We start from the raw sequence: 25,542 nt of genomic DNA on the forward strand, positions 1-25,542 counted from the left end.
GTGTTAAATAAATTTTTAGGGTTTAAGATTAAACCCAATTAATTGGATTTTGCAACACATCAATCAATTTTTCCTCATTGCTTCCTGCTTCTGGATGATGATCATAAACCCATTGAACATGAGGAGGAAGACTCATCAAAATACTTTCAATTCTTCCGTTTGTTTTTAAACCAAATAAAGTTCCTTTATCATGAACCAGATTAAATTCAACGTAACGACCACGACGGATTTCTTGCCAAGTTCTTTGTTCTGGAGTATATTCTAGATTTTTTCTTCTTTCCACAATTGGAACGTAAGCTTCAAGGAAACTATTACCAACTTCTGTTACAAAATCGTACCAGTTTTCCATCGTCATTTGTTCATTTGCTTTGCAATAATCAAAGAATAAACCGCCAAGTCCGCGGGCTTCATTTCTATGTGCGTTCCAGAAATATTCGTCACATTTCTTTTTGTAAAGTGGGTAAAATTCCGGATTGTGTTTATCGCAAGCCGTTTTACACGTTTGGTGAAAGTGTTTTCCATCTTCTTCAAACAAATAGTAAGGCGTTAAATCTTGTCCGCCACCAAACCATTGATTGATTACTTTTCCGGATTCGTCATACATTTCAAAATAACGCCAGTTCGCATGAACCGTCGGAACCATTGGGTTTTTCGGGTGAATGACCAAACTTAATCCGCAAGCAAAGAAATCGGCTTCGCCAACGCCAAACATTTTTTGCATGGTATCTGGAAGTTTTCCGTGAACGGCTGAAATATTTACACCGCCTTTTTCGAAAACAGCTCCGTTTTCAATAACACGAGTTCTTCCGCCACCGCCTTCAGGACGTTTCCATAAGTCTTCACGGAATTTTGCAGTTCCGTCAACAGTTTCTAATCCAGCGCAAATCTGGTCTTGTAAATTTTGTATATATGCGTAAAATTTGTCTTTCATGATTTAATATATTCTGATTTAAGTAGTCCGAAGTAGACTGAGTTTTGCAATGTGCCGTCACCGTTTCTAAATTCGTCTCTTAAAATTCCTTCTTGTTTAAAATTATGTTTTAATGCAATTCGCTGGCTTGCCAAATTAACTTCAGATGTACAAATGAAAACTTTATTAAGGTTTAATTCGTTGAAACAGAAATCAAGTGCATCAGAAACCATTTTGGATGTAATTCCTTTTCCTTGAAAATCTTCGTCAATAAAATAACCTAGTTCGCTTTTTGAAATGCGGTAATCTATAGTTTTTACACATAAATAACCAATTAGATTATTGGTTTGTATATCTCGGGCGAAGAAATAATATCCTTCGCTATTTCTTTCCTTGTTTTTATTAAATGAGATAAAATTTTCTGCTTTTTCTGGTGAGTCAGAATTAGCTAGCGTTACAGGGAAAGTTTTTTCAATATGATTTTTATTCTTGTCAATGAGTTTATAAAACTCTTTAGGAATAATATTTTCAATTCGATCTGTTTTCCAATCTGTAAAGCTCATTTTATTTGTTTTTTAAAGATGTAATTTTAGTATTTATCCCAAAAGAAAAGACCTTGCTTTCTTGCTGAATATATTGATAAATTGCCAATGCTTTTTCTGAAAAATTATAACTTTCTGTTTTAGAAAATTCAATTAAAATATCAGCAAATTGTTCTAATTGATCCCAATCAAAATGAAGAAGCATTAATAATGTGATTAAATTGTCATTTGAATAATCGTCTAAAGTTTCAATGTTTAAACCAAATTCTTTCAATTGATTTTCAATTTCTATTTTTTGTAAATCGCTTAAAGGATAAGGAACATAAACAAGCGTTCGTAACGTTTTGAGAACGTTATCGATTCTTATTTTTTCTTCATCTCTTAAACCTTTGTTTAACATGTCTAGTTTTCCTGCAAGGTTTTCAAAACCTTGTTGGTATTTCTGTTAGATCTTAAATATAGTAACCTCTATTTAGACCTACAAGGTTTTGGAAACCTTGCAGGACAAACCTAAATCATTCAAAAGTATATGTTTCGTTTAAAAACTCATTCTTTTGATTATGGCAAAAGATCAAATTTTGAAAACCTCCAAAAAGATCTAAAACCTCATCTCGTTCTATTTTTGTTTCGCGATTAGATAAAAAAGCTTGAAAAGACGAAAACTTAAAGTCTGTAAAATCTAAATCAAAATGATGTCTTGGATTTAAATGAACATAAACAATCAGTCGTCTTAAATAATTTTCATCATTTAACTTTATTCTTTTAAAATGCTTTTCGAATAAACTTCCTGTTCTATTGTTTTGCTTATTAAATGCTTTCGCATATGAATTAAACAAGTTCGAAAATGCTTGAGTAACTTCCTTTTCTTCAGTATTTACTCGAATTACCAAATGAAAATGATTATTCATTAAACAATAAGCTAAAACAGAAATTTTATTTTCCAAATGTTTTGCTAATTGCTTTAAGAAATAAAGTTTATTAACGTCATTTTTAAAAATATTTGTTCCATTAATTCCACGATTATAAATATGATAATAGCAGTCTTTCTGTAATGCTTCAAGTTTCATTTTTAATTTGCTGTATATTTATTGTAAGTTTTTACTGCAAATATAAAACAAATATTATACCTACAAGGTTTTCAAAACCTTGCAGGAACGGTAATCAAATCAGAACTTAATTCCCGTATTCCTTAACAGCGTCAACAAACGCTTTTGCGTGATCTACAGGAATATTTGGTAAAATTCCGTGACCTAAATTTACGATATATTTATCTTTTCCGAACTCGTCGATCATTTCGTGAACCATTTTCTTGATCGTTGGAATTGGAGAAAGCAATCTTGATGGATCAAAATTTCCTTGTAATGTTTTTTGTCCTCCAGATAAATAACGAGCATTTCTTGCAGAACAAGTCCAATCTACTCCAATACCTGAAGCTTTACTTTTACCCATTTCGCCAAGGGCAAACCAGCATCCTTTTCCGAAAACAATAACAGGCGTAATATCAGCTAAAGCGTCAACGATTTGGTTGATGTATTTCCATGAAAATTCCTGATAATCAACAGGAGAAAGCATTCCTCCCCAAGAATCAAAAATCTGAACGGCATTTACACCCGATTTCACTTTTTCTTTTAAGTATAAAATAGTTGTATCTGTGATTTTTTGTAATAAAGTATGCGCAGCAACTGGGTTTGAAAAACAGAATCCTTTTGCAGTATCAAAACTTTTAGAACCTTTTCCTTCAACAGCATAGCAGAAAATGGTCCAAGGCGAACCTGCGAAACCAATTAAAGGCACTTCATCGTTCAGCATTTCTTTAGTCAATTTCACTGCGTCAAAAACGTAACCTAAAGTTTCATTTACATCTGGAACAAAAACTTTGTGAACATCTGCCAAAGAACGAATCGGATTTGGAATGATTGGCCCTAAATTGTCTTTCAATTCTACGTGAATTCCCATTGCACGAGGCACAACTAAAATATCCGAAAATAAAATCGCAGCATCTGGAGCAATTCGGCGAATTGGTTGAACTGTAATTTCAGCAGCTAATTCTGGAGTTTCACAACGTGTAAAGAAATCATATTTATCACGAAGTTCTCTAAATTCTGGTAAATATCTTCCCGCCTGACGCATCATCCATACTGGCGGACGTTGAACTGTTTCTCCTTTTAATGCTCTTAAAAATAGGTCGTTTTTTAACATCTCTTATTTGTTTTTCCTGCAAGGTTTTCAAAATCTTGTAGGTATTGTTTGTTGATTTATATTTAAACCTACAAGGTTTTGAAAACCTTGCAGGACACTGTAAACATTATTTGTATTCGTGAATTACATCTTCAATTACATCTTCAATTGTTGGCTGATCTGCGACGATGATATTCTTTGTGATTTTTGATAAAGCTTCTGCGGTCGTATCACCAATGCAAAAACAGATTTGTTTATTGATGGTATTCTGTTTCAGATAGCTTTTAACTCCAGATGGACTAAAAAACAAAATCGCTTCAGGATTTGCTTTTATTTTCTGAGGTTGTAATGTGGTTTCGTAAACCTGAATTTCATTGAATTTAATTCCGTTTTCTTTCAGGGCATCTGGCAAGGTATCTCTTCTCAAGTTTCCGCTGAAAAAAGTATAACTTTCATTGCCATAAATTAAGGTGATAATTTCAGCCAAATCTGAAGCGTAACCAGTGTAAGCCACAACATTAAATCCGTTTTCTTCTAAAAGAGCTTTGGTTTTAAGTCCAACGCAATAGACATTTTTCTTTTTTAATTCTTCTGATTTGGGATCAGATAAAACACTATGAACAGCATTCTGACTTGTAAAAATTAAACTTTCGTTGAGGTCTTTTAATTCAAAAGGTTTGTTTTCGGTTCTAATGAAATCGGCTTCAATCAATTCAACGCCATATTTCATTAGCTCTTGTTTATGAAGAGGAGATAATATTTTGGTAGATAGTATTTGAACTGGGTTTGCCATTATTTCTTCAGGGATTCTTTAATAGATGCCATCAATTCAGTTCCGCCATTATTCAAAATTTCCTGAGCCGAATGAAAACCTAATTTTTTCCATTCTGAAATATCAACTGTTTTGTTGATTTCCAGTTTTTGTTTTCCGTCAACAGAAAGTAAAACACCTTGAAAATGAAGCGTGTCTTCGTCTTCATTATAAGTTACCAAAGCTCCAATTGGTGCTGTACAACCGCCTTCTAAAGTTCGTAAAAACTGACGTTCAATATAAGTGCAGATTTCAGTTTCAATATGATTCAATTGCGAAAGTGCATCTAAAGTGAAATTATCATCTTCCATCGCCACAACAAGCATTGCTCCCTGTGCCGGCGCGGGAATCATCCAATCCAAATTAATATAATTTTCAGGTTTTAAGTTAATTCGCTCCAAACCTGCAGCTGCAAAAACAGCTCCGTCCCAATTATTATCTTGCAATTTTTGCATGCGTGTATTCACGTTTCCACGTAAATCAACCACCGTATGATTTGGGTATTTATTGTACCAAAGCGCCTGACGACGTAAACTTCCTGTCGCAATCGTACTTGGATTTGTAAAATCAGGATTTCCTTTATGAACTAAAATATCTAAAACATTAGCTCTTTCTAAAACTGCTGCCTGAACAATTCCTTTTGGCAAAGCAGTCGGAACGTCTTTCATCGAATGTACTGCAATATCAATATCACCGTTGATCATTGCAATGTCAAGCGTTTTAGTGAAAATTCCAGTAATCCCTAATTCATAAAGAGGTTTGTCCAGAATAATATCACCTTGAGATTTAACGGCAACAATTGAAGTTTTATAACCCAAATCGTTAAGTTGTTTTTCGACAGTATGTGCCTGCCAAAGTGCTAATTCGCTATCGCGCGTTCCAATTCTGATTGTTTTTTCAGCCATTTTGTTGAATTTCACCATAAGTTATATAAGGTAATTTAAGCAGTTTGAACTTAAAAACAACAATTAAGCGTTGCGATTAAATGAACTTATATAACTTATATGGTTTAAAATTTTATTTAAGATGCTTTTATTTTGAAGACTTTCTCGATCCATTCGATGCTTTCATCGACCATGGTGTCGTCGTCTTTTAAATGATTTGCGAAATGTGTAGTGATTTTTTGGATGATTCTGTTGCTGATGATTTCAGCTTGCTCTTCATTAAAATCAGCAATTTTTTTGCTTTGAAAATCTAATTCTGAAGCTTTGATTGCGTTTAGCTTTTCTTTTAAAGCGTTGATTGTTGGAGCAAATTTTCGGCCTTTCATCCAAGTAACAAATTCTTCTTTGATTTCTTCGATGATTGCTTCTGCAGCCGGAATGTGTAATTTTCTGTTTTCCAAAGTTTCATCCGTCAATTGAGACAAATAATCCATGTGAATTAAAGTTACGCCTTCTAATTCCTCTACGTTTTCGTTTACGTTTTTCGGAATCGATAAATCCAAAATCAATAAAGGTTTTTTAAGATTTAAAATCGCTTTGTCAACTGTTGGGTTTTGTGCACCTGTTGCAACAACCACAACATCGGCTTTTTGAAGTTCTAAATGTAATTCAGAATAATCTTTAACAATCAAATTTAGTTTTCCAGCCAATTTCTCAGCTTTGTCTTTTGTTCTGTTGATTAGAGTAATATGCTCGTTTTTAGTATGTTTTACTAAATTCTCGCATGTATTTCTTCCGATTTTTCCAGTTCCGAAAAGTAAAATATTTTTATTGCTAATGTCTTCAACATTCTTCAAAATATATTGTACTGAAGCAAAAGAAACCGAAGTAGCTCCAGAACTAATTTCTGTTTCAGTTTTAATTCTCTTACTCGCTTGAATTACCGCATTTACCAATCTTTCCATAAAAGCATTGGCCAATCCCATTGATTTTGAATGCGTAAAACTGGTTTTTATTTGAGATATAATTTCAAAATCGCCTAAAATCTGACTATCTAAACCAGTTCCTACACGAAATAAGTGATTGATTGCTTCTTGATTTTTGTAAACGAAACCTACTTTTTGAAAAGCATCTACAGATCCGTTACTATTATCGCAAATAAGTTTTATTAATTGAAATGGATGTTCAGCAAAACCGTAGATTTCGGTTCTGTTGCAAGTTGAAGTAACTATTAAACTTTCGATTCCCTCGTTTTTAGCCTGTTCCAGCAATCGCGTTTTAGCAACAGCATCCAAACTAAATTGACCTCTAACCTCAGCATCAGCTTTTTTATAACTCAGACCAACTGAGTAAAAATAAAGGTGTTTCGGTACGTTATTGTTTTCCATAAATTCACTTTCATAAAAGTGCAACAAAATTATTACTATACCACCGATAAAAGTAACGCTAAAAGTACTTTTTATGTCGCTGTATGTTTTTTTGAACCTAAATAGGTGTTTTTGAGTAAAAAGGACTACTTTTGTAGCAAAATCAACTCGTTTGAAGTGATTAGTTTAGAGTCGTTCTAAATAACATTTTGACTTTGTTTTGATTTTCGTTTCAAAAAAATATCGCTATGAGTTCTCAAGAAGTTATAAAAATTGAAGACGACTTTACGCTGATTCGTTTTCAAAACGATGGTTCTGAACCTTTTTATGCACAGCATGAAATAATAGGTACTGGCCTGATACAGTTTCACTTCGGGATAAAAGGCAATGCAAAATTTTTGTTCAATCAAGGCAATTACGCTTTAGAATTGAAAGAAGAAAAATCGTTGCTTTTATACAATCCTCAGAAAGAATTGCCGCTAAATCTAGAGCTGGCTCCAAACTCGTGGGCGATTTCAGTAATTGTTTCAATCAAGAAATTTCATGCGTTATTTTCCGCTGAAGCTGATTATATTACTTTTCTAAGTCCTGACAATAAGGATAAAAAGTATTATAACGAAGGAAACATTAGTCCGTCAATGGCAATTGTTTTGAGTCAGTTGTTTCATTACAATCTTCATCCATCCATAAAAAACCTTTATTATAAAGGAAAAGGATACGAATTATTGAGTTTGTATTTTAATAGAACAGAGGACCCAAATGCAGAACAATGTCCGTTTTTGATTGATGAAGACAATGTTCTAAAAATCAGAAAAGCCAAAGAAATTATCATCGCCAATATGGCCGAACCGCCAGGATTGCAAGAATTGGCAGATGAAATTGGTTTGAATTTGAAGAAACTTAAAATGGGTTTCAAACAAATTTACGGCGACACAGTTTACGGTTTCCTTTTCGATTACAAAATGGATTTCGCTCGAAAACTGTTAGACAGCGGTTCATATAATGTAAACGAAGTTGGATTGAAAATTGGTTACAGTACAGGAAGTCATTTCATCGCGGCGTTCAAGAAAAAATTTGCCACTACTCCAAAAAAGTATTTAATGTCGATTAATGCTAATGTTTAATAAATGAATAAAGTTATTTTCCCGATTTTAATTGTTTTTTTAAGTTGCAAATCAGAAGAAAGTCCACTCGTCACTGAATATAGAAATATGGCATTTCATGATATTGAAGCCGATAGCGTAAAGACATTTGGTTTTGGTTTGCCGCTTCCGCCAAGAGATTCATTAGAATTATCAAGGAATAACAGAAAAACGACTATCTATCAAAAATATGGATTATACATTAAGAATCTCGGATGCATTGTTGGTGATAAAGAATTAGATGCTGCCGCAAATGAATATCGAAAAATAACCGATGATTATCTTGAGAAACGAAATGGAAAAGGCTGGGAGGAAAAAATGAATATAGAAGTTAATAATATAAAATGAGTTCTTAAAATAGGAATCAATTTTATAAATAAGAACATAATTAAAAAGTAATAATTATCATATTTCGAAAAAGTTGCATGTTCTACTTTTGTCGAAATTTTTAAAAACAAATAAAAAGCTTAAAGCCTAGAGCTTAAAGCCTAAAGCAAAAAATACATAATGAAAGGCGCACTATTAATAAACTTAGGATCTCCAGATAGTCCAACTCCAAAAGATGTAAAACCTTATTTAGATGAATTTTTAATGGATAAATACGTGATTGATGTTCCGTATTTATTGAGAGCATTATTGGTTCGCGGAATTATTCTAAGAAAAAGACCAGAAGAATCAGCTCACGCTTATGCGAAAATCTGGTGGGAAGAAGGTTCTCCGCTAATCGTTCTTTCTGAAAGAATGCACAAAAAAGTACAGCCTTTATCAAATATTCCAGTCGCGCTTGCAATGCGTTATGGATCTATGACAATCGAAAAAGGCTTGCAGGATTTAAGTGATCAAGGTGTTACCGATGTGTTGCTTTTTCCATTATATCCTCAATATGCAATGGCTTCCACTTTGACCATTTTGGTTTTGGCAGAAGAAATTCGCAAAAAGAAATTTCCTCACATGAAATTTTCAGATGTTCCAGCGTTTTACAACAAACCGGATTACATCAAAAACGTAGCTGATTCAATTGAAAAACATTTAAGAGGTTTTGAATATGACCAATTGGTGTTTTCATATCACGGAATCCCAGAGCGTCATGTTCGCAAAACCGATAAAACGAAATCTCATAAAAAGTTTGTTACCAACGAAATGTGTTGTGAAGTGGGAACTCCAGAAGCCGAATTCTGCTATAGAACACATTGCTACGAAACAACTCGTTTGGTAGTTGAACAATTGGGAATTCCAAAAGACAAATATTGTGTTACTTTCCAGTCAAGATTGGCGGGCGATAAATGGCTTGAACCTTACACAGATGTTGAAATTGACAATATGCCAGCACGCGGAATTAAGAAAATTGCGGTTGTAACTCCAGCTTTCGTTACCGATTGTTTAGAGACTTTAGAGGAAATCGCCATGCGTGCAAAAGAAGATTTTGAAGCAAATGGAGGAGAAGAGTTTCTTGCAATTCCTTGCTTGAACGATGATGAGGAATGGTGCGAAACGGTTGCTTCTTGGATTAATGATTGGGCCAAATAATTTCAATTTTTATAAATGAATAGATTAAAATATTTTTCGATTTTATTTTTTGCTTTAGTAACAATTATTGGATGCAAAAAGAAAAACACTTTTGAAAACAATCGTTTTTTTGATAAAACATTTAATTGGGAAATTACAATTCCTGATGATTATGAAAAAGTAATTCAAAAGGAAAAAGGAGAAGTAAAAGGAGATACGGCTTTGGTTAAAAAAGAAAACTCCATTGTAGCTTTTAAAAGAGATGAAGCAAATTACTTTTCTGCAAATTACGAAAATTATCCTACCGGAGATGCTCGTGGAGCTGATCTAAAGATGAGATTAAAAGATTTTCTTCTTTTAAAAGATATTGGAAAAGTTTACCCAAAAGGTAAAATGGGAGATTACTCGGTAAGCAGTGAAAAAATTTCGGGTTTGGAATTTAGAAAATCTAAAATCCAAGTTACTGAAGACGGAAAAACAGTTGCTACAGCAGTAATTTTTTCGAAAGGATTTGGAGATAAAATCTTTATCGCTTCAATAGTGTATGAAGATGAAAACTATGGCAAAGATATGATTGATCTTTTTAAAAAATCCATTTTTAAAGAATGATGGAATACTATAATTATCTAAAATCACTGCATCTTATATTCGTGATAACTTGGTTTGCGGGTCTCTTTTATATTGTGCGTTTGTTTGTATACCAAATTGAAGCCAATGAGAAACCTTCGCCAGAAAAAGAAATTCTGCAGGCACAATACAAAATAATGGCCTACCGTTTGTGGTATATCATTACATGGCCATCGGCAGTTTTGGCGAGTATATTTGCTTTTTGGATGCTGTTTTTTACAGATGCAGGAAGCGTTTGGATCAAAATGCCATGGATGCACGTAAAACTGTGTTTCGTTTTCCTTTTATATTTATACCACGGAAAATGTCATCAGATTTTTAAACAATTACAAAGAGATGAGGTAAAATATTCCAACAATTTCATGCGTTTATGGAACGAAGGCGCTACGATTATTCTATTTGCCGTTGTCTTTTTAGTAGTTTTAAAAAGTGCCATCAACTGGATTTTCGGCGTAATCGGAATTATATTGTTTTCGGTTTTAATAATGTTGGGATTCCGTTTTTATAAGCGCATTCGAGAAAAAAAATAAAGAGGTTGCCACGAATTACACGAATTGGCACTAATTTTATTTAGCCACAGATTAAAAGGATTATTTGGATTTATAGATTACTTTAAAAAATCATTTTAATCTGTGGCTGAAATTATCAAAATTTAATTCGTGCGAATTTGTGTAATTCGTGGCAAAAACAAAAAAATATGCTAAACTTCAAAATGTCAATGCTGTCGCTTCGTACCAGGATTTTCCTGTCGATGATTGTATTGATTGTAGTGGCATCTTTTTTATTGGCTTCGATTTCGATTATTCAGTTTAAAACTGAGGCCAAAGAATACCATCAGGAACGTTTAGAACGAAAAGAAAATGCGGTAAAAGAGCATATCAATTACGTTCTGGCAACTACAACGTATCCGTTAAAAACTCAGAATTTAGATTTAATTTTTAAAGATAAAATTCATGAGTTGGCGCAGATTCATAAAATCGAAATCAATATTTACAGTTTGGATGGAAAACTGCTTAAATCATCCAAAGAGTCATTTGCGGTTGATAAAATTGCGCCTCCAATTCCAGAATATATTCTTAAACTGGTTCGTTCTTCTATCGAAAAACGTTTTGTAGATATTAAAACGATTGACGGAGTCAAAAACCGATCTTCGTACAGTTTAATTAAAGACGAAAAATTCAAACCACTCGGAATCCTTAATCTTCCCTATTTAGAAGATGATGGATATTATGACAATGAGCTGAATACTTTCTTGATTCGTTTAAGCCAGGTGTATTCTTTCATGTTGATTGTGGCTTTCGCGTTAGCATATTTCCTTTCAACTTACATTACAAAATCACTAAAAACGATTTCTGAAAGATTAGAAGAAACCAATCTAGACCAGAAAAACGAGAAAATTGTTTTGGAAGCCAACAGTAAAGAGGTTAATTTTTTGATTACAGCTTATAACGGAATGGTGGACAAATTGGAAAAGAGTGCTATCAAATTGGCGCAAAGCGAACGTGAAGAAGCTTGGCGCGAAATGGCAAAACAAGTAGCACACGAAATTAAAAATCCGCTTACGCCGATGCGCTTAACGGTTCAGAGTTTCCAAAGAAAATTTGATCCTTCTGCTCCAGATGTGAAGCAAAAAATGAATGATTACTCCGAAACTTTAATTCAGCAGATTGATACCATGACTGCTGTAGCTTCGGCATTTTCGAACTTTGCTTCGATGCCAGCTCAGCAAAATGAAACGCTGAATGTTGTTGAGGTTGTCGAACTGGCTTTAGATATTTTCAACGAAGATTATATTTCTTTTGAAAAAGAAGAAGAAGAAATCATTTCCAAAATGGATCGTACGCAACTAATTCGTGTTATTACCAATTTGGTCAAAAATGCAACTCAGGCCATTCCAGAAAGCCAGTTTCAGAAATCAATTGTTGTATCGGTAAAAAGAAGAGACAACAATGTTGAAATCGCAGTAAAGGACAACGGAATCGGAATTCAAAAGCAAGATATAGGACGAATTTTCGAGCCAAAATTTACTACCAAAACAAGCGGTATGGGACTTGGGCTCGGAATTATCAAAAACATTATCGAAAATTACAAAGGAACAATTACCTTTGAATCAACTTACGGAAAAGGAACTACGTTTACAGTTTCTCTCCCTATCACGAACTCATAAAATATAGCGTCATGAATTACGAAAATATCTTAGTTTCAATCGAAGAAAAAGTTGCTACAATTACGATTAACAGACCAACTAAATTGAATGCCTTAAACAAAGCAACAATTAGTGATCTGAGTGATGCCATTCAATTATTGGCTAAAAATGATGATGCTCGTGTTATTGTTTTAACCGGAAGCGGAGAAAAAGCTTTTGTAGCTGGAGCAGATATTTCGGAGTTTGCAAATTATACAACTGTTGAAGGCGCGCAATTGGCATCTGAGGGACAAGAATCGTTATTTGATTTTATCGAAAATCTAAAGAAACCAGTAATTGCTGCCGTAAATGGTTTCGCTCTTGGGGGCGGACTAGAATTAGCAATGGCTTGTCATTTCAGAATTGCTTCTGATAATGCAAAAATGGGACTTCCAGAAGTGACTCTTGGTTTGATTCCAGGTTACGGAGGAACACAACGTTTGCCGCAATTAATTGGAAAAGGCCGTGCAATGGAATTGATTATGACTGCCGCAATGATTACTGCTGAACAAGCAAAAGAGTACGGTTTGGTAAATCATGTAGTGCCTCAAGAAGAGCTTTTGTCATTTACAAATGTAATTGCTCAAAAAATCATTAAAAACGCGCCATTTGCTATTGGAAAAGCAATAAAAGCCATCAATGCGAACTTCAAAGACGGTAAAAATGGTTTCGATACCGAAATAAAATCATTTGGAGAGTGTTTCGGAACTCAAGACTTCAAAGAAGGAACAACGGCCTTTTTAGAAAAACGTAAAGCAGAATTTACAGGAAAATAATTTTTCTTAACCGAAAAAAATATTAATTTTTAGCCACAGATTATTTGGATTAAAAGGATTTATGGAAATCTGTGTTAATCTCTATAATCTGTGGCTGATTTTTTTGCTCAATTCTTGTGTTCTTTGCGTAAATCTTTGCGACCTTTGCGGTTAAAATAATAGACAACGATTTTAAAACCTTAGAACCTCAGCATCTCAGAACCTTAGCACCTTAAAAAAAATGTACGAACCAATATTTGCCCTTTTTTGTGAACGAGTTAAAGAAAGTATCCAAAACGGAACTTTCGCAAAACTGACTTTGGCCAAAACTATGGGCGATACAGAGCTTAAAAATGTTTATTTCCGATTGGTTTTAAATGAAGATAATACATTCTCAATTTCGCTAACCTTTCGATATAAATCCGAAGAAATAGAAAGTATCCATACTTTAGATGAAGCTTTATTGGTTTTAGGTTCACATATTAAAAATCCTTTCCTGACTGCGCTTTTGTTTACAACTGAAGATGATGTTACGTTTAAAGTAAATAAAAAGAACGCGGGAAGTATTATAGAGCAAGCACCAACTTTTAAAAATGCTTCGCCAGTAATGCTAGAAATGATTGAAAAAGGGATTGTGTAAAATCTTTGTATTGGCTAATAAAAATCTAACCCGTAAATTCCAAAATGGTTTTTATGGGTTTTTTCTTGGCTTTTTCTATTAGTTATAAGCCTTTTACGGGTATACAAACATAAAAACGAGCAGTAATTTTGCAAAAAAATTAATGCTTATTAAAATGAAAGAATACAGAATAAAAAAAGGGATTAGAATTTTAATTTATGTTTTAGCATCATTAGTAATTTCATTATATGGAGGACTAGCAATTTTAATTGTTTCTCCTTTTAATACGATTGCAGAAACTCCCGAAGAAAAATTATGGCTTCCACTTTTATTTTTAGTAATGGTTATCTTGATGATAATAGCAATTATTTCTATATCAAAACGAAAAGTAGTTGTTTGTGAGAATTCTATCATTTTATTTGGTTTTTTGAGAACCCGAGAATTAAAATTTAATGAAATAAAAGGTTTTAATACTGCGACAAATCCTAAAATTACTTTCTTAGAACATATTGGAGTTGAACCAATAGATCGTAAAAAGAAGGCTATTGTGTTTAATAATATGATTGAAAATTCTTCGGAAATTAAAGCTTTTTTGAGTTCTAAGTTAGCGGATCTTGATCAGAAAAAAAGAGAAGAAGTTGAGAAAACTTTGGAAGAAGAAAAACAAGAAATACTATCAAACCAAGAATTTGGAATTTCTTTAGAAGAAAGAGAAGGTAAGCTGGAAAAAGCAAAGTTTACATCTTATTTGTTAATCGGTGCAGGAATATTGGTAACCTTGTGGACAATATTTTTCCCAAGACCGTATGAATATGCAGTTATTGCTTGTATTGCACTACCAATAATAACGCTGATAGTTATAAAATTCTGGAAAGGATTAATTAGAATTGATGGAGCAAAAAATAGTGTGTATCCAAATGTTGCATATCCGTTAGTAGCGCCTGGAATTGCACTTTCTTTGCGCGTTATGCTGGATTTTTCGATTGATAATTATGCGAATGTTTGGTTACCTGTTGTTCTAATTGCAATTATTTATACAGGAATTCTGCTGTCATTTAGTAAGCATCTATCTTTTAAGAAAGGTAAGGACATATTCTCAATTTTAAGTTATGCTATGTTTACGTTTATATATGGATTCGGTACTGTCGTATGCACAAATTGTGTGTTTGATAAGTCTAATCCAGAATTGTTTTCAACAGAAATTATAAATAAAGAAGTTAATCGCGGGAAATACGTCAGTTATTATTTATATCTAGCCCCTTGGAATCATAAAAAAGAAATCGAAAAAGTATCGATAGATGCTGATTTATTTAATTCGGTAAGTAACGGACAAGAAGTGGCAATTTATTCATTTAAAGGAAAATTTGATATTCCTTGGTTTGTAGTTGATAAAAAAAATTAAAAATAAATGGATACGGATACGATTTCTGCAAAAGAATAAAGTGTAAAAAATGGTTTGGATAATTAGATTTCTTTCACAATTCAAATACATGTTATCTGCTGCTTCAATAATACCTTAATAAAAAAAGATCTGCCAAATACTTGATTTAGCAGATCTTTTTTTATTCTAAGATGTTGTTTTTTAAACCAGTTTCACAAACAAATTAGAGGCAATTTTATTAGAAATCGATAATTCTCTTCCATTAACTTTAATTCGAACTGACAAATCGAAAGATTCTTTAGAAAGAAATTCAATTTTAGAACCCAAAGCAATTTCTTGTTTGTCTAAATATTTCAAAAACTCCGAAGAAGTATCTTTTACCCCAACGCAAACTCCTGTTTGATTTTCCTCCAATTCAGATAGAAGTTGTTTTTCGATTTTAATGATTCGCCCATTTGCATCTGGAATTGGATCACCGTGTGGATCCTCGGTCGGATTTCCAAGAAAATCATCCAAACGATTAATTAATTGTTCTGATTTGATGTGTTCCAATTGTTCAGCAATATCGTGAACCTCATCCCAGCTAAAGTTTAGTTTTTCAACCAAGAAAACTTCCCACAAACGATGTTTTCTCACAATCATTTTGGCTGCTAGTTTTCCGTTTTCAGTCAAAGAAACCCCTTGGTATTTTTTGTAATTTACTAAATCTTTCTCTGCCAGCTTTTTAAGCATATCGGTTACAGAGGAAGCTTTTGTTTCCATAATTTCCGCAATGGCATTCGTACTCACTTCAGTTTCTGATGCTGCAGTCAGATGATAGATCGATTTAAGGTAATTTTCTTCTGAAAAAGTCATTTCTTTTGAGGTTCTAAGGTTCTAAGGGGCTGAGGTTCTAAGGTTTTGTTTTAAAGTTTTCGAGAGAAACCTTAGAACCTTAGCAACTCAGTACCTCAGCACCTTTTATTTAACAATCAACAAAGGTATCGAAATTTTATGTCTCAATTTGTCTACCGTTGTGCCGAAAAGAATATCTTTTAATCCAGTGTGGCCGTGGGTTCCCATGACGAGAATGTCAAAACTTCCTTCGTTTATAATTTTCGGAATTACGCTGTTTGGTTTTCCAAAACCAAGTTCAGTTTTGATTTTTAATCCTTTTTCTGAAAGCATATCCTTATATTTCAATAATAATTTCTCATCGACTGTGGTTTCATGGTCGTGCACATGAACTCCATACATTAAAGCTCCAACTGTTTCTACAATGTGAATGAGGGTATATTCTGTGTCAATGCCTCCCAATTCAAAGGCTTTGTTCAAAGCAGCTTCATCAGCATGTGAGAAATCGACAGAAACTGCAATGTTTTTAATGCTCTGGCTTTCTCTTGGCGAAAACTTTAATTTAAGATGGTGCGGTGAATGGTTTATAGCTTTTGATTTGAATTTAGCAATAAAAGGCTTGAAGACGATGTACAATAATAAAACCGAGAATCCAAAAGCCAACGGAACAACCGTGAACCAAAGAACCATTGGATGATCTGAATTTGCCAACCAAGACGTGATTTCGTCATAAACCAATTTCGCATTTAGAGAAACAATTATGGAGGCAATTATCCAAGAAACAATTTGCGTAGTTCTGGAAATATGAAAACCTTTCATTTTAGACTTATCACTCACAAAATGAATCAGTGGAATAATGGCAAATCCGAGTTGTAAACTCAAAATAACCTGACTTAGAATTAGCAATTTCCCCGTTACGCTTTCGCCATAAATTAAAATCACGATTACGGCAGGAATAATGGCAATCAAACGGGTTATAATTCTACGAACCCAAGGTTGAATTCTGAAATGCAGATAACCTTCCATTACAATTTGTCCGGCAAGCGTGCCAGTTACGGTCGAACTTTGTCCAGCAGCAATTAAAGCGACAGCAAATAAAATAGGCGCCCATTTCGTTCCTAACAATGGTTCAAGAAATTGGTGTGCGTCCTGAATTTCGGCGACTTCAAACATTCCGTTTTTATGGAAAGTGGCGGCAGCAAGAATTAAAATGGCAGCATTTACAAAGAAAGCAAGATTTAAAGCAATCGTCGAATCGATCAAATTGTATTTTAAAGCTTGTTTAATTCCAGCTGGAGTTCGGTCAAATTTTCGTGTTTGTACTAAGGACGAGTGCAAATACAAGTTGTGCGGCATCACAGTTGCACCGATAATTCCGATCGCAATATATAAAGCTGCAGAGTTTGGAATTGAAGGGATAAGTCCTGCAAAAATCTTATGAACTTCGGGTTCTGCAAAAATCATTTCGAAAATGAAAGAAAAGCCAATTATGGCAACTAAAGCAATAATGAAGGCTTCCATCTTGCGAATTCCTTTATTGATCAGGAAAAGCAATAAAAAGGTATCTAAAACGGTAATTAGAACTGCTTCGAGTAACGGAATTCCGAAAAGAAGATTAATTCCGATTGCCATTCCTAGAACTTCTGCCAAATCGCAGGCAGCAATTGCTATTTCGGCAAGGAAATATAAAATGTAGTTGATGTATTTGGAATACGTTTCTCGAGAGGCTTGTGCAAGATCGCGCTGTGTTACGATTCCGAGACGAGCGCTTAAACTCTGCAAAAGCAAAGCCATTAAATTACTCATCAATAAAACCCAGACTAAAGTGTATCCGAATTGGCTTCCGCCGGCAATATCGGTTGCCCAGTTTCCTGGATCCATGTAGCCGACACTTACAAGATAAGCGGGACCTAAGAAGGCTAAAATTTTTCTAAAACCCTTTTTTTTATTTTCTGTAGAAACCGATTCGTGGACTTCTTCTAAAGATTTGGTCATTGTAAAAGTATTGTTTTCACAAATATAGAGAAAAATTATATTCGCGAAACAATATTTTTAGACGAGTCTAAAAGTTAAATGTTAGAATTTAAACAATTCGGACACAATCCTGATAGCGTAAAATTGATTTCGTTCACTTTATAATTATGTGGCATAATGTAACTCGGTTTAACCGTTTCAAGGCACGTAATCTCATGACAATTCTCGCAGCTAAAGTGTGCATGATTATGAATGTGCACGCGCTGGTGCGAATGGTTGCATTTTGCATATTTTACTGTTCCGTCAAGATTCGAAATTTTATGAATAACATCTTCATTAATGAGACGATCCAAAATTCTGTAAATGGTAACGCGATCGCACAAATCATTTAATTGTTTGTGAATTTCGGTATGCGAAAGAGCCGTCTTAGATTTTTCAAATACCTCTAAAACAGCTGTCTTTGCTGCGGTATTACGTGTAGTTTTCATCTTTTATGAAATTAAAAATTAAACGCAACAATGTTGCAATTGATAAAATTGTATATATTTGCAACAAAATTGCATTAAGCAAATGTACACGAAATGAAGAAAATAAGCACATCCTTTTACGATATTTTAGGAATTTCAAGCGCGACCATCTGTTTGGTTCATTGTTTGATTTTTCCTCTTTTAACGATTCTACCTTTAGGGTTGAGTCACAATCCAATTATAGATTTACTATTTGCTTCGATAGGTTTATTTGCAATTCTCAAAATTATAAAAAAATCATCTCTTTTGGTATCGTCCATTTTAGTTGTTTCGATGGCGCTGATTTGGATTAGTGTTTTGACAGAACTTCTTTTAGATATTCATCTTGATTTGATTTATTTCGGAGGATTCGGAATGATCATCGGGCACTTAATCAACTATAAATTACATAGAAATCAAAATCATTAAAAATAGAAATATGGAACAGAAGCATTTTGAGGTGATTATCATTGGCGGCAGCTACAGCGGATTGTCTGCCGCAATGAGTTTGGGACGTTCTTTACGTCAGGTTTTAGTCATTGACAGCGGTTTGCCTTGTAACAGACAAACACCGCATTCTCATAATTTTATTACACAAGATGGCGAAAAGCCAGCGGTTATTTCGGCGAAAGCCAAATTGCAAGTAGACATTTATAAAACAGTTCAATTTTATAATGGGCTTGCTGTAAAAGTATTAAAGACAGGCAAAGGTTTTGAAATCACAACCGAATCTGGCGCTGTTTTTACTTCAAGAAAAGTATTGTTTGCAACGGGAGTTAAAGATTTGCTGCCAGAAATTGAAGGTTTTGCAGCTTGTTGGGGAATTTCGGTTTTGCATTGTCCGTATTGTCACGGTTATGAAGTTAAAAATGAGAAAACCGCGATTATTGCCAACGGAGAAATGGGGTTTGAATACGCGAAACTGATTTCCAATTGGACAAAAGACTTGAGATTATGTACCAACGGAAAATCGGAATTGACTTCGAAGCAAATACAAACGCTTAAAGATCATAGCGTTTTAATTTTAGAAGAAAAAATAGATTCTTTTGAACATAATGAAGGTTATGTTAGAAACATCATTTTTAAAAATGGAGAAAAAGTTGAGGTTAAAGCTATTTACGCAAGACCGCCTTTTGAACAGCATTGTTCGTTGCCCATAGATTTAGGTTGCGATATAAATGAACAAGGTTTGTTAAAAGTGGACGCTATGCAAAAAACAAATATTTCAGGTGTTTTTGCAAGTGGAGATTGCACAACTCAAATGCGATCTGTGGCGATTGCTGTTTCGACCGGTTCTTTCGCTGGAGCGGTGATAAATAAAGAACTTATTGACGAAGATTTTTAATGCATTCGTAAAATTCTCTCGCAAAGACGCTAAGTCCCCAAGTTTTATAAAAAAGCTTTGCGACTTAGCGTCTTTGCGAGATTAAACAAAAATGTCTACGATTCTTAAAAATAGAAATGTAACATATTGAATTCAATCAGTTTGAAAATTTTTGTTTTAAGAATAATTATTTGTCAAATTTAATTTTTAGTTTTGTCTAAATTTAATTTTATAATAATGAAATATTTATTTTTGACAATATTATTAATTTCAGCTAAAAGCCTATACTCGCAAAATATCTCAGGAAAAGTCAAATTATCAATTCCTGTAGGTCAGGAAATTAATGTTAGTTTATTAAATACAAACTTTAAAACACAAACCGATTCGGTTGGATTTTATAAACTCCAAAATATTCCGAAAGGGAATTATAAAATCGCGATAACTTCATCAGGATTTAAATCTATAACTCAAAGGATTTCTGTTTTAGAAAATGAAAATTTAAATCTTGATTTTGAATTAGAAGAAGATAATAACGAATTGAACGAAGTGGTAGTTTCAGGAACCTTAAAACCCGTTAAGAGATTAGAAAGCGCCGTTCCGGTTGAGGTTTATTCGCCAGTTTTCTTCAAGAAAAATCCAACGCCAAGTATTTATGATGCGCTTCAGAATATAAATGGAGTTCGTCCGCAGCTTAATTGCGGTGTTTGTAATACAGGAGATATTCATATAAACGGATTGGAAGGGCCATATACTTTGGTTATGATTGACGGAATGCCAATTGTGAGCAGTCTTTCTACTGTTTACGGTTTGTCTGGAATTCCGAATTCTTTGGTAGAACGAATAGAAATTGTAAAAGGTCCAGCTTCATCTCTTTACGGAAGTGAAGCAGTTGGAGGTTTAATCAATATCATTACTAAAAACCCTACGAATGCTCCTGTTTTTTCTGCCGATTATTTTACGACTTCTTATTTTGAGAGCAATCTCGATTTGGGAATGAAGTTTAATGTAGGCAAAAAAGCTATTTCGCTTATTGGTGTTAATTATTTCAACTACGATCAAGTAATTGATAAAGACAAAGACAATTTTACCGATGTCACGCTTTCTGAACGAATTTCGGTTTTTAATAAATGGAGTTTTCAGCGAAATCATAATCGCCTTTTTACCATCGCAGCACGCGGAATGTATGAAGATCGTTGGGGAGGAGACATTCGTTGGGAGAAAAAATATCGTGGTGGAGACGAAATCTACGGCGAAAGCATTTATACCAAAAGAGCTGAATTGATTGGAAGTTATCAATTGCCTTTTGAAGAAAAACTGATGCTTTCGTTTTCTGGAAATGTTCATTATCAAGACAGCCGTTACGGCACGACATCTTATATTGCCAATCAGAAAATTGGGTTTTTACAGCTGACATGGGATAAAAAAATAGGTCGAAACGATTTGCTGGCGGGAATTGCAAGCCGATATACGCATTATGATGATAATACGCCTGCAACCAAAGAAGCTGAAAATACTTGGCTTCCAGGAATTTTTGTTCAAGATGAAATTACGTTTTCTCCAAAAAGTCAGGTTTTGCTAGGAATGCGTTATGATTACAATTCGATTCATGGATCTATTTTTACACCGCGTTTTGCTTACAGATTTAAAGCAAATGAAAATACTATTTTTAGATTAAATGCTGGAACTGGATTCAGAGTTGTGAATTTGTTTACCGAAGATCATGCTGCCTTAACAGGTTCGAGAGATGTCATTATTAAAAACGACTTGAAACCCGAACAATCTATAAATGTGAATTTGAACTACATTCAGAAAATCAATTTCGGAAACGGAACCTTTATGGGAATTGAAACCACAGCTTTTTATACGAGATTCAGCAATAAAATCATTTCAGATTATGAGACCAATCCAAACGAAATTATCTACGACAATATTGATGGTTATGCAATAAGTCAAGGAATCAGCACAAATATTGATCTTAATTTCCCTTCGGGATTAAAATTTATTGTCGGAGCAACGGTTTTGGATAATAAAAATGTTGAAAATGGAATTTCTGAAAGACCTTTTTTAACGGAGAATTTCACTGCAACATGGAGTGTTTCATACAAAATTCAACCTTGGGATTTATCGATTGATTACACAGGAAATGTTTACAGTCCGATGAAATTGCCTTTGTTGAGCGAAACCGATCCGAGAAGTCCGAATTCGCCTTGGTACAGTATTCAGAATATTCAGTTTACCTATTCGGGTTGGAAAGATTTTGAAGTTTATGGCGGAATCAAAAATTTGCTGAACTTTACTCCAAAACAGAATAATCCGTTTTTGATTTCAAGAACAAATGACCCTTTTGACAAAAATGTGCAATACGATTCGGCAGGAAAAGTGCTGGTTACACCTGATAATCCGTACGGTTTGACATTTGACACGACTTATGTTTATGGACAAAACCAAACAATTCGCGGATTTTTGGGATTACGATATACTTTTAGGTAATTTTATATGCCACAGATTGCACAGATTAAGAGGATTATTCTTTTTGTCAGGCTGAGCGAAGTCGAAGCCCCGTTCCAATTGGAGCGCCCTTCGACTTCCCTCAGGGAGACAAACGAAAAAAAAAAATCTTTTCTAATCCTTTTAATCTTTGGCAAACAAAACAAAAAATGAAAAAGTTAGTTCTATTTATTTTTCTCTTCGGAATAACTTCAACAGGATTTTGCCAATTAAAAAGCAGGACTTTTGAAGAAGTAGACAGTCTACAGCAAATTCAAAAAAGGAAAACCATTGTTTTCATTCATACCGATTGGTGTCAGTTTTGCCAAAGAATGAAAGCGACGACATTTAAAGATCAAGAAATAATAGAAAAATTAAATTCCGATTTCTATTTCATTGACTTCAATGCAGAGGAAAAGAGAGATATCACATTCGCGAATCACACTTTCAAATACAAGCCTTCGGGGAATAATGTCGGAGTTCATGAACTGGCATTGCAATTGGGAACAATCAATAATCAAATTGCATATCCAATTTTATGTGTTTTGAATGATAAAAACGAAATCATTTTTCAGTATAATATTTATTTGAGTGCAAAAGAGTTTAAAGTTCTTTTGGAAAAATTGAAAGAGTAGTGTTTTATGATAACAAAATAGTAGTTTTTTGATAATGAATTAAATAAGGTGTTTTTCGATGCGCGCTTTAAAGTTTATTTGTAAATTGTTGTAAAGCTTTACAAATCAAAATTTTCCGATAATCAATTAGATTTTTTTTGCTGTATATGTCTGTTGCAACGCCTACAAGATCGACTTCAGCATTTCTGTTTCTAAAATATTCTAGGAACGCCAAAGCTTTATCATTTTTTCTTGTGTTTTAAGTAACGGATTCTCTGAATAGAAATATAAAACTCTCATAGGAATGATAACTTTTCATGAAATAATAATTTGATGATCAGCTATTTTTGAGAAAATGTTTGTCCATTTGTTCAAAATAAGACTCGATACTAAATTTTTTCATTGCAAATTCATGAATTTCTTCGGGCGTAAATTTTCTAGAGTCTTCAATGCAATAATCAAAAAACTGAAAAATATTCTCATCGATTTGTTTTGGAAGCAAGTAAGCACCAGGCTGTTCGTCTTTGGCTAATTTGGGCAAAACACCAACAGGATTTCCTGCAATTGGTCTTCCGCAGGCAAGCGCTTCAATAGTAACCATTCCAAAACTCTCTGAATAGGAAGGATAAAAAACAATGTCTGCTCGAGAATAAGTCAGTTCGTTGATGTTGTCGATTGTTAATCCGACTAAAATTTCAGTGTTATGCAAATTTTGAAAAAGTTCACTATTTGATGGATTGTTTGAGGCAATAAGAAGCCTCCAACCGTTTTGCTTTTCAACAAGTTTAGATAGTTCTTGCAATTCGGCTATGCCTTTTCCGTGTTCCAGTCTGCCAATATATACAATTGTTTTAAAGTCAGTTGATGGCTTTTTTATTGGATAAAAATTAGTTTTATCAATACAGTTTGGCACTACACTTATTTTGTCTTGATTAATTCCATAGTATTGTATCAGGTCTTTTTTGACATTGTCTTCAACAGCGATTATTTTCTTGGCATTTCTGCAGGCTATCATTTGAAGTTTTGCAATTCTGCTTAATTTGGGATTTGTTCGACCGTAGTCCAATTCCATTTTATGAAAACAGCCGTGAGATATTACACAATCAGTCGGATAATATGCCGTGGGTTCACCATTACTTATAACCTTTTTGTTCGAACGATAATGTAGCCAAAGAAACGCTGTAATATATCTTGCGATATATTTTGCTCTTCTTTTTTCGAAATGTCTTATATTGAATAACTTCCAGTATAAGTTTCCTATGAAACTATTTTTTAAACGGTCTTCATCAATTATTTCAGTCAGAATCTTTCGGCTTTTGAGATATTCGTCCAAATAATGAACCATGCGTTCAGCACCGCCTGCATTAGATTTTCCGTTTAGAAATACCAAATAAACTTTTCTTGCTTTTATCAGCTGAAGTCTTTTATCGAATGGTTTAATTTCAGAAATAACAACAGGAATGTTGTTTTTGTTAAACTCATCAGTAGAATCTAAAAGTTTATAAACTGTTTTAAGATCAGGCTCATAAGTTTTAATGGAAGGGACTAATTTATGCATCCGGCAGAAATTTTGTTTTTGTAATACTAAAGGATAAAATTAAATCATTTTGTAAACAACGGCAAAGTGAAATAATAAATTGCGGTCTCTTTTTGATTTTTTTAGAAAAAAGGAAAGAATAAATTTTCTTATTTTTGAAAATGAACTCTTCGCAAATTCCACATTTCGACTACATTTTTACAGGAACGGGACTCGCTTCTTTGATGACAGTTTATAAAATGATTCTGTCTGGGAAATTCTCTGATAAATTGATTTTATTATTAGATCAGGATTCAAAGAAAATCAACGACAGAACTTGGTGCTTTTGGGAAAAGGAAGAAAGTATTTGGAATTCGGTGGTTTCAAAAAAATGGGATTTGGCGTTTTTTGCCAATGAAAATTTCAGACGCGATTTGGATCTAAAACCGTATTCTTATAATAAAATCAACGGTTTAGATTTTTATAATTTCGTTTTCGAAGTTATTTCAAATCAGTCCAACATTACTTTTTTAAACGAAAAAGTAACCGATATCAACGAACTTGAAACGCATGTTTTTGTTGGGACAGAAGAAAATCGATACACTTGCCATTATCTTTTCAATAGTATTTATACTAAGGCTTTCGCCGAAGGACAAAATAAATTTCCCGTTTTGCAGCAGCATTTCGTGGGTTGGTTTGTCAAAACGCAAGAAGAAGTTTTCAATCCTGAAGAAGTAACTTTCATGGATTTTTCGGTTGAACAAAAAGGCAATACAAGATTTATGTACGTTCTTCCGACTTCAAAAACCGAAGCTTTGGTTGAATATACTTTGTTTTCGGAAAAATTACTTCCAAAAGAAGAGTACGAAAATGAAATTCAAGTTTATTTGAAGAAACTTGGTGTAAGCCAATATCAAATTCTTGAAAAAGAGGAAGGAAGTATTCCCATGACTTGCTATCCGTTCTGGGAAAAAAATACCAAAAGGGTTCTGAATATTGGTACAGCTGGCGGTTGGACAAAAGCTAGCACAGGTTATACTTTCAAAAATTCAGATAAAAAATCTTCGAAATTGATTGAATTCCTTGAGGAAAAAAATGCTTCGACTCCGCTCAGCATGACATCGTTTTATAAAAAAAGCAGGTTTTGGTTTTACGATTTATTGCTTTTGGATATTCTTTATCGACATAACGAAGTGGGAAGTTCTATTTTCTCTTCTCTATTTAAAAAAGGAAATCCTGAATTGATTTTCAAATTCTTAGACGAAGAGACGAGTTTTTCTGAAGATGTTAAAGTTATTTTAAAGTGTCCAAAAATTCCATTTATTAAGGCGTTATTTAGAGTGATTTTTCTTTCAAATAAATCTAACTCAAAAACGTAGC

At 33.6% G+C, this 25,542-nt stretch carries 26 protein-coding genes; 14 read left to right on the top strand and 12 right to left on the bottom strand.

Going from position 1 to position 25,542, the window contains the following annotated elements; genetic code table 11:
* Positions 1-28 precede the first annotated feature (28 nt).
* From hemF to hemA, 8 genes are all read right to left on the bottom strand, one after another.
* Positions 29-931 (bottom strand): oxygen-dependent coproporphyrinogen oxidase, encoded by a 903-nt coding sequence (hemF, locus tag ABXT06_RS19285; RefSeq protein ID WP_354592204.1) that lies wholly within the window; start codon positions 929-931, stop codon positions 29-31.
* Positions 928-1,473, bottom strand: a complete 546-nt coding sequence (locus tag ABXT06_RS19290) for a GNAT family N-acetyltransferase (RefSeq protein WP_354592205.1) — start codon at positions 1,471-1,473, stop codon at positions 928-930. The genes hemF and ABXT06_RS19290 overlap by 4 nt, the downstream gene beginning before the upstream one ends.
* A 1-nt stretch (position 1,474) precedes the next feature.
* A complete protein-coding gene (locus ABXT06_RS19295) occupies positions 1,475-1,852 on the bottom strand; it encodes a hypothetical protein (RefSeq protein WP_354592206.1) in 378 nt (125 codons plus the stop codon).
* 115 nt (positions 1,853-1,967) lie between these two features.
* A complete protein-coding gene (locus ABXT06_RS19300) occupies positions 1,968-2,519 on the bottom strand; it encodes a transposase (RefSeq protein ID WP_354592207.1) in 552 nt (183 codons plus the stop codon).
* 106 nt (positions 2,520-2,625) lie between these two features.
* Positions 2,626-3,651 carry a uroporphyrinogen decarboxylase gene (hemE, locus tag ABXT06_RS19305; protein ID WP_354592208.1) on the bottom strand — a complete coding sequence of 342 codons (1,026 nt, stop codon included), beginning with the start codon at positions 3,649-3,651 and terminating at the stop codon, positions 2,626-2,628.
* Positions 3,652-3,757: 106 nt separating this feature from the next.
* Positions 3,758-4,423: a uroporphyrinogen-III synthase gene (locus ABXT06_RS19310; protein ID WP_354592209.1), complete on the bottom strand. Its 666-nt coding sequence runs from the start codon at positions 4,421-4,423 to the stop codon at positions 3,758-3,760.
* A complete protein-coding gene (gene hemC / locus ABXT06_RS19315; RefSeq protein ID WP_354592210.1) occupies positions 4,423-5,346 on the bottom strand; it encodes a hydroxymethylbilane synthase in 924 nt (307 codons plus the stop codon). The genes ABXT06_RS19310 and hemC overlap by 1 nt, the downstream gene beginning before the upstream one ends.
* 116 nt (positions 5,347-5,462) lie before the next feature.
* Complete coding sequence (gene hemA / locus ABXT06_RS19320) at positions 5,463-6,713, bottom strand: glutamyl-tRNA reductase (RefSeq protein WP_354592211.1); 1,251 nt, start codon at positions 6,711-6,713, stop codon at positions 5,463-5,465.
* Between the two features lie 227 nt (positions 6,714-6,940).
* Here hemA and ABXT06_RS19325 point away from each other — a divergent pair, with 227 nt between their 5' ends.
* From ABXT06_RS19325 to ABXT06_RS19365, 9 genes are all read left to right on the top strand, one after another.
* Positions 6,941-7,816, top strand: coding sequence for a helix-turn-helix domain-containing protein (locus ABXT06_RS19325; protein ID WP_198855130.1), 876 nt, complete (start codon positions 6,941-6,943; stop codon positions 7,814-7,816).
* Between the two features lie 3 nt (positions 7,817-7,819).
* Complete coding sequence (locus ABXT06_RS19330; RefSeq protein ID WP_354592212.1) at positions 7,820-8,182, top strand: FEKKY domain-containing protein; 363 nt, start codon at positions 7,820-7,822, stop codon at positions 8,180-8,182.
* Positions 8,183-8,341: 159 nt separating this feature from the next.
* Positions 8,342-9,361, top strand: coding sequence for a ferrochelatase (gene hemH, locus ABXT06_RS19335; RefSeq protein WP_354592213.1), 1,020 nt, complete (start codon positions 8,342-8,344; stop codon positions 9,359-9,361).
* A 15-nt stretch (positions 9,362-9,376) separates the two neighbouring features.
* On the top strand, positions 9,377-9,949 hold the full coding sequence (locus tag ABXT06_RS19340) for a hypothetical protein (protein WP_354592214.1): 573 nt from the start codon (positions 9,377-9,379) through the stop codon (positions 9,947-9,949).
* Complete coding sequence (locus tag ABXT06_RS19345) at positions 9,949-10,497, top strand: CopD family protein (protein ID WP_286969792.1); 549 nt, start codon at positions 9,949-9,951, stop codon at positions 10,495-10,497. The genes ABXT06_RS19340 and ABXT06_RS19345 overlap by 1 nt, the downstream gene beginning before the upstream one ends.
* 221 nt (positions 10,498-10,718) lie before the next feature.
* Positions 10,719-12,134: an ATP-binding protein gene (locus tag ABXT06_RS19350; protein ID WP_308067912.1), complete on the top strand. Its 1,416-nt coding sequence runs from the start codon at positions 10,719-10,721 to the stop codon at positions 12,132-12,134.
* A gap of 11 nt (positions 12,135-12,145) precedes the next feature.
* Positions 12,146-12,928, top strand: coding sequence for an enoyl-CoA hydratase/isomerase family protein (locus ABXT06_RS19355; protein WP_354592215.1), 783 nt, complete (start codon positions 12,146-12,148; stop codon positions 12,926-12,928).
* A 220-nt stretch (positions 12,929-13,148) separates the two neighbouring features.
* Positions 13,149-13,547: a hypothetical protein gene (locus ABXT06_RS19360; protein ID WP_354592216.1), complete on the top strand. Its 399-nt coding sequence runs from the start codon at positions 13,149-13,151 to the stop codon at positions 13,545-13,547.
* 154 nt (positions 13,548-13,701) lie between these two features.
* Positions 13,702-14,928 carry a hypothetical protein gene (locus ABXT06_RS19365; RefSeq protein WP_354592217.1) on the top strand — a complete coding sequence of 409 codons (1,227 nt, stop codon included), beginning with the start codon at positions 13,702-13,704 and terminating at the stop codon, positions 14,926-14,928.
* A gap of 180 nt (positions 14,929-15,108) precedes the next feature.
* Here the strand turns inward: ABXT06_RS19365 and ABXT06_RS19370 are convergent, their stop codons facing one another.
* From ABXT06_RS19370 to ABXT06_RS19380, 3 genes are all read right to left on the bottom strand, one after another.
* The gene (locus ABXT06_RS19370; RefSeq protein WP_354592218.1) at positions 15,109-15,762 is read right to left on the bottom strand and encodes a metal-dependent transcriptional regulator; all 654 of its coding nucleotides are present in this window, start codon (positions 15,760-15,762) and stop codon (positions 15,109-15,111) included.
* A 105-nt stretch (positions 15,763-15,867) separates the two neighbouring features.
* Positions 15,868-17,736 (bottom strand): Nramp family divalent metal transporter, encoded by a 1,869-nt coding sequence (locus ABXT06_RS19375; RefSeq protein ID WP_354592219.1) that lies wholly within the window; start codon positions 17,734-17,736, stop codon positions 15,868-15,870.
* Between the two features lie 74 nt (positions 17,737-17,810).
* On the bottom strand, positions 17,811-18,203 hold the full coding sequence (locus ABXT06_RS19380) for a Fur family transcriptional regulator (protein ID WP_095930227.1): 393 nt from the start codon (positions 18,201-18,203) through the stop codon (positions 17,811-17,813).
* Between the two features lie 93 nt (positions 18,204-18,296).
* Here ABXT06_RS19380 and ABXT06_RS19385 point away from each other — a divergent pair, with 93 nt between their 5' ends.
* The 4 genes from ABXT06_RS19385 (at position 18,297) to ABXT06_RS19400 (ending at position 22,667) form a co-directional block, all read left to right on the top strand.
* Positions 18,297-18,650, top strand: a complete 354-nt coding sequence (locus ABXT06_RS19385) for a MerC domain-containing protein (RefSeq protein WP_160783758.1) — start codon at positions 18,297-18,299, stop codon at positions 18,648-18,650.
* A gap of 10 nt (positions 18,651-18,660) precedes the next feature.
* A complete protein-coding gene (locus ABXT06_RS19390; protein WP_354592220.1) occupies positions 18,661-19,566 on the top strand; it encodes an NAD(P)/FAD-dependent oxidoreductase in 906 nt (301 codons plus the stop codon).
* A gap of 216 nt (positions 19,567-19,782) precedes the next feature.
* Positions 19,783-22,035, top strand: a complete 2,253-nt coding sequence (locus tag ABXT06_RS19395) for a TonB-dependent receptor (RefSeq protein ID WP_354592221.1) — start codon at positions 19,783-19,785, stop codon at positions 22,033-22,035.
* A gap of 167 nt (positions 22,036-22,202) precedes the next feature.
* Complete coding sequence (locus ABXT06_RS19400; RefSeq protein WP_354592222.1) at positions 22,203-22,667, top strand: thioredoxin family protein; 465 nt, start codon at positions 22,203-22,205, stop codon at positions 22,665-22,667.
* 316 nt (positions 22,668-22,983) lie between these two features.
* On the opposite strand, the gene ABXT06_RS19405 is transcribed toward ABXT06_RS19400, so the two are convergent.
* The gene (locus tag ABXT06_RS19405) at positions 22,984-24,204 is read right to left on the bottom strand and encodes a glycosyltransferase family 4 protein (protein ID WP_354592223.1); all 1,221 of its coding nucleotides are present in this window, start codon (positions 24,202-24,204) and stop codon (positions 22,984-22,986) included.
* A gap of 140 nt (positions 24,205-24,344) precedes the next feature.
* On the opposite strand from ABXT06_RS19405, the gene ABXT06_RS19410 reads away from it, so the two are divergent.
* A complete protein-coding gene (locus tag ABXT06_RS19410; protein WP_354592224.1) occupies positions 24,345-25,541 on the top strand; it encodes a lycopene cyclase family protein in 1,197 nt (398 codons plus the stop codon).
* Position 25,542 lies beyond the last annotated feature (1 nt).

This window comes from Flavobacterium sp. UW10123, from assembly GCF_040538975.1.
In the GTDB taxonomy this organism is placed as follows: domain Bacteria; phylum Bacteroidota; class Bacteroidia; order Flavobacteriales; family Flavobacteriaceae; genus Flavobacterium.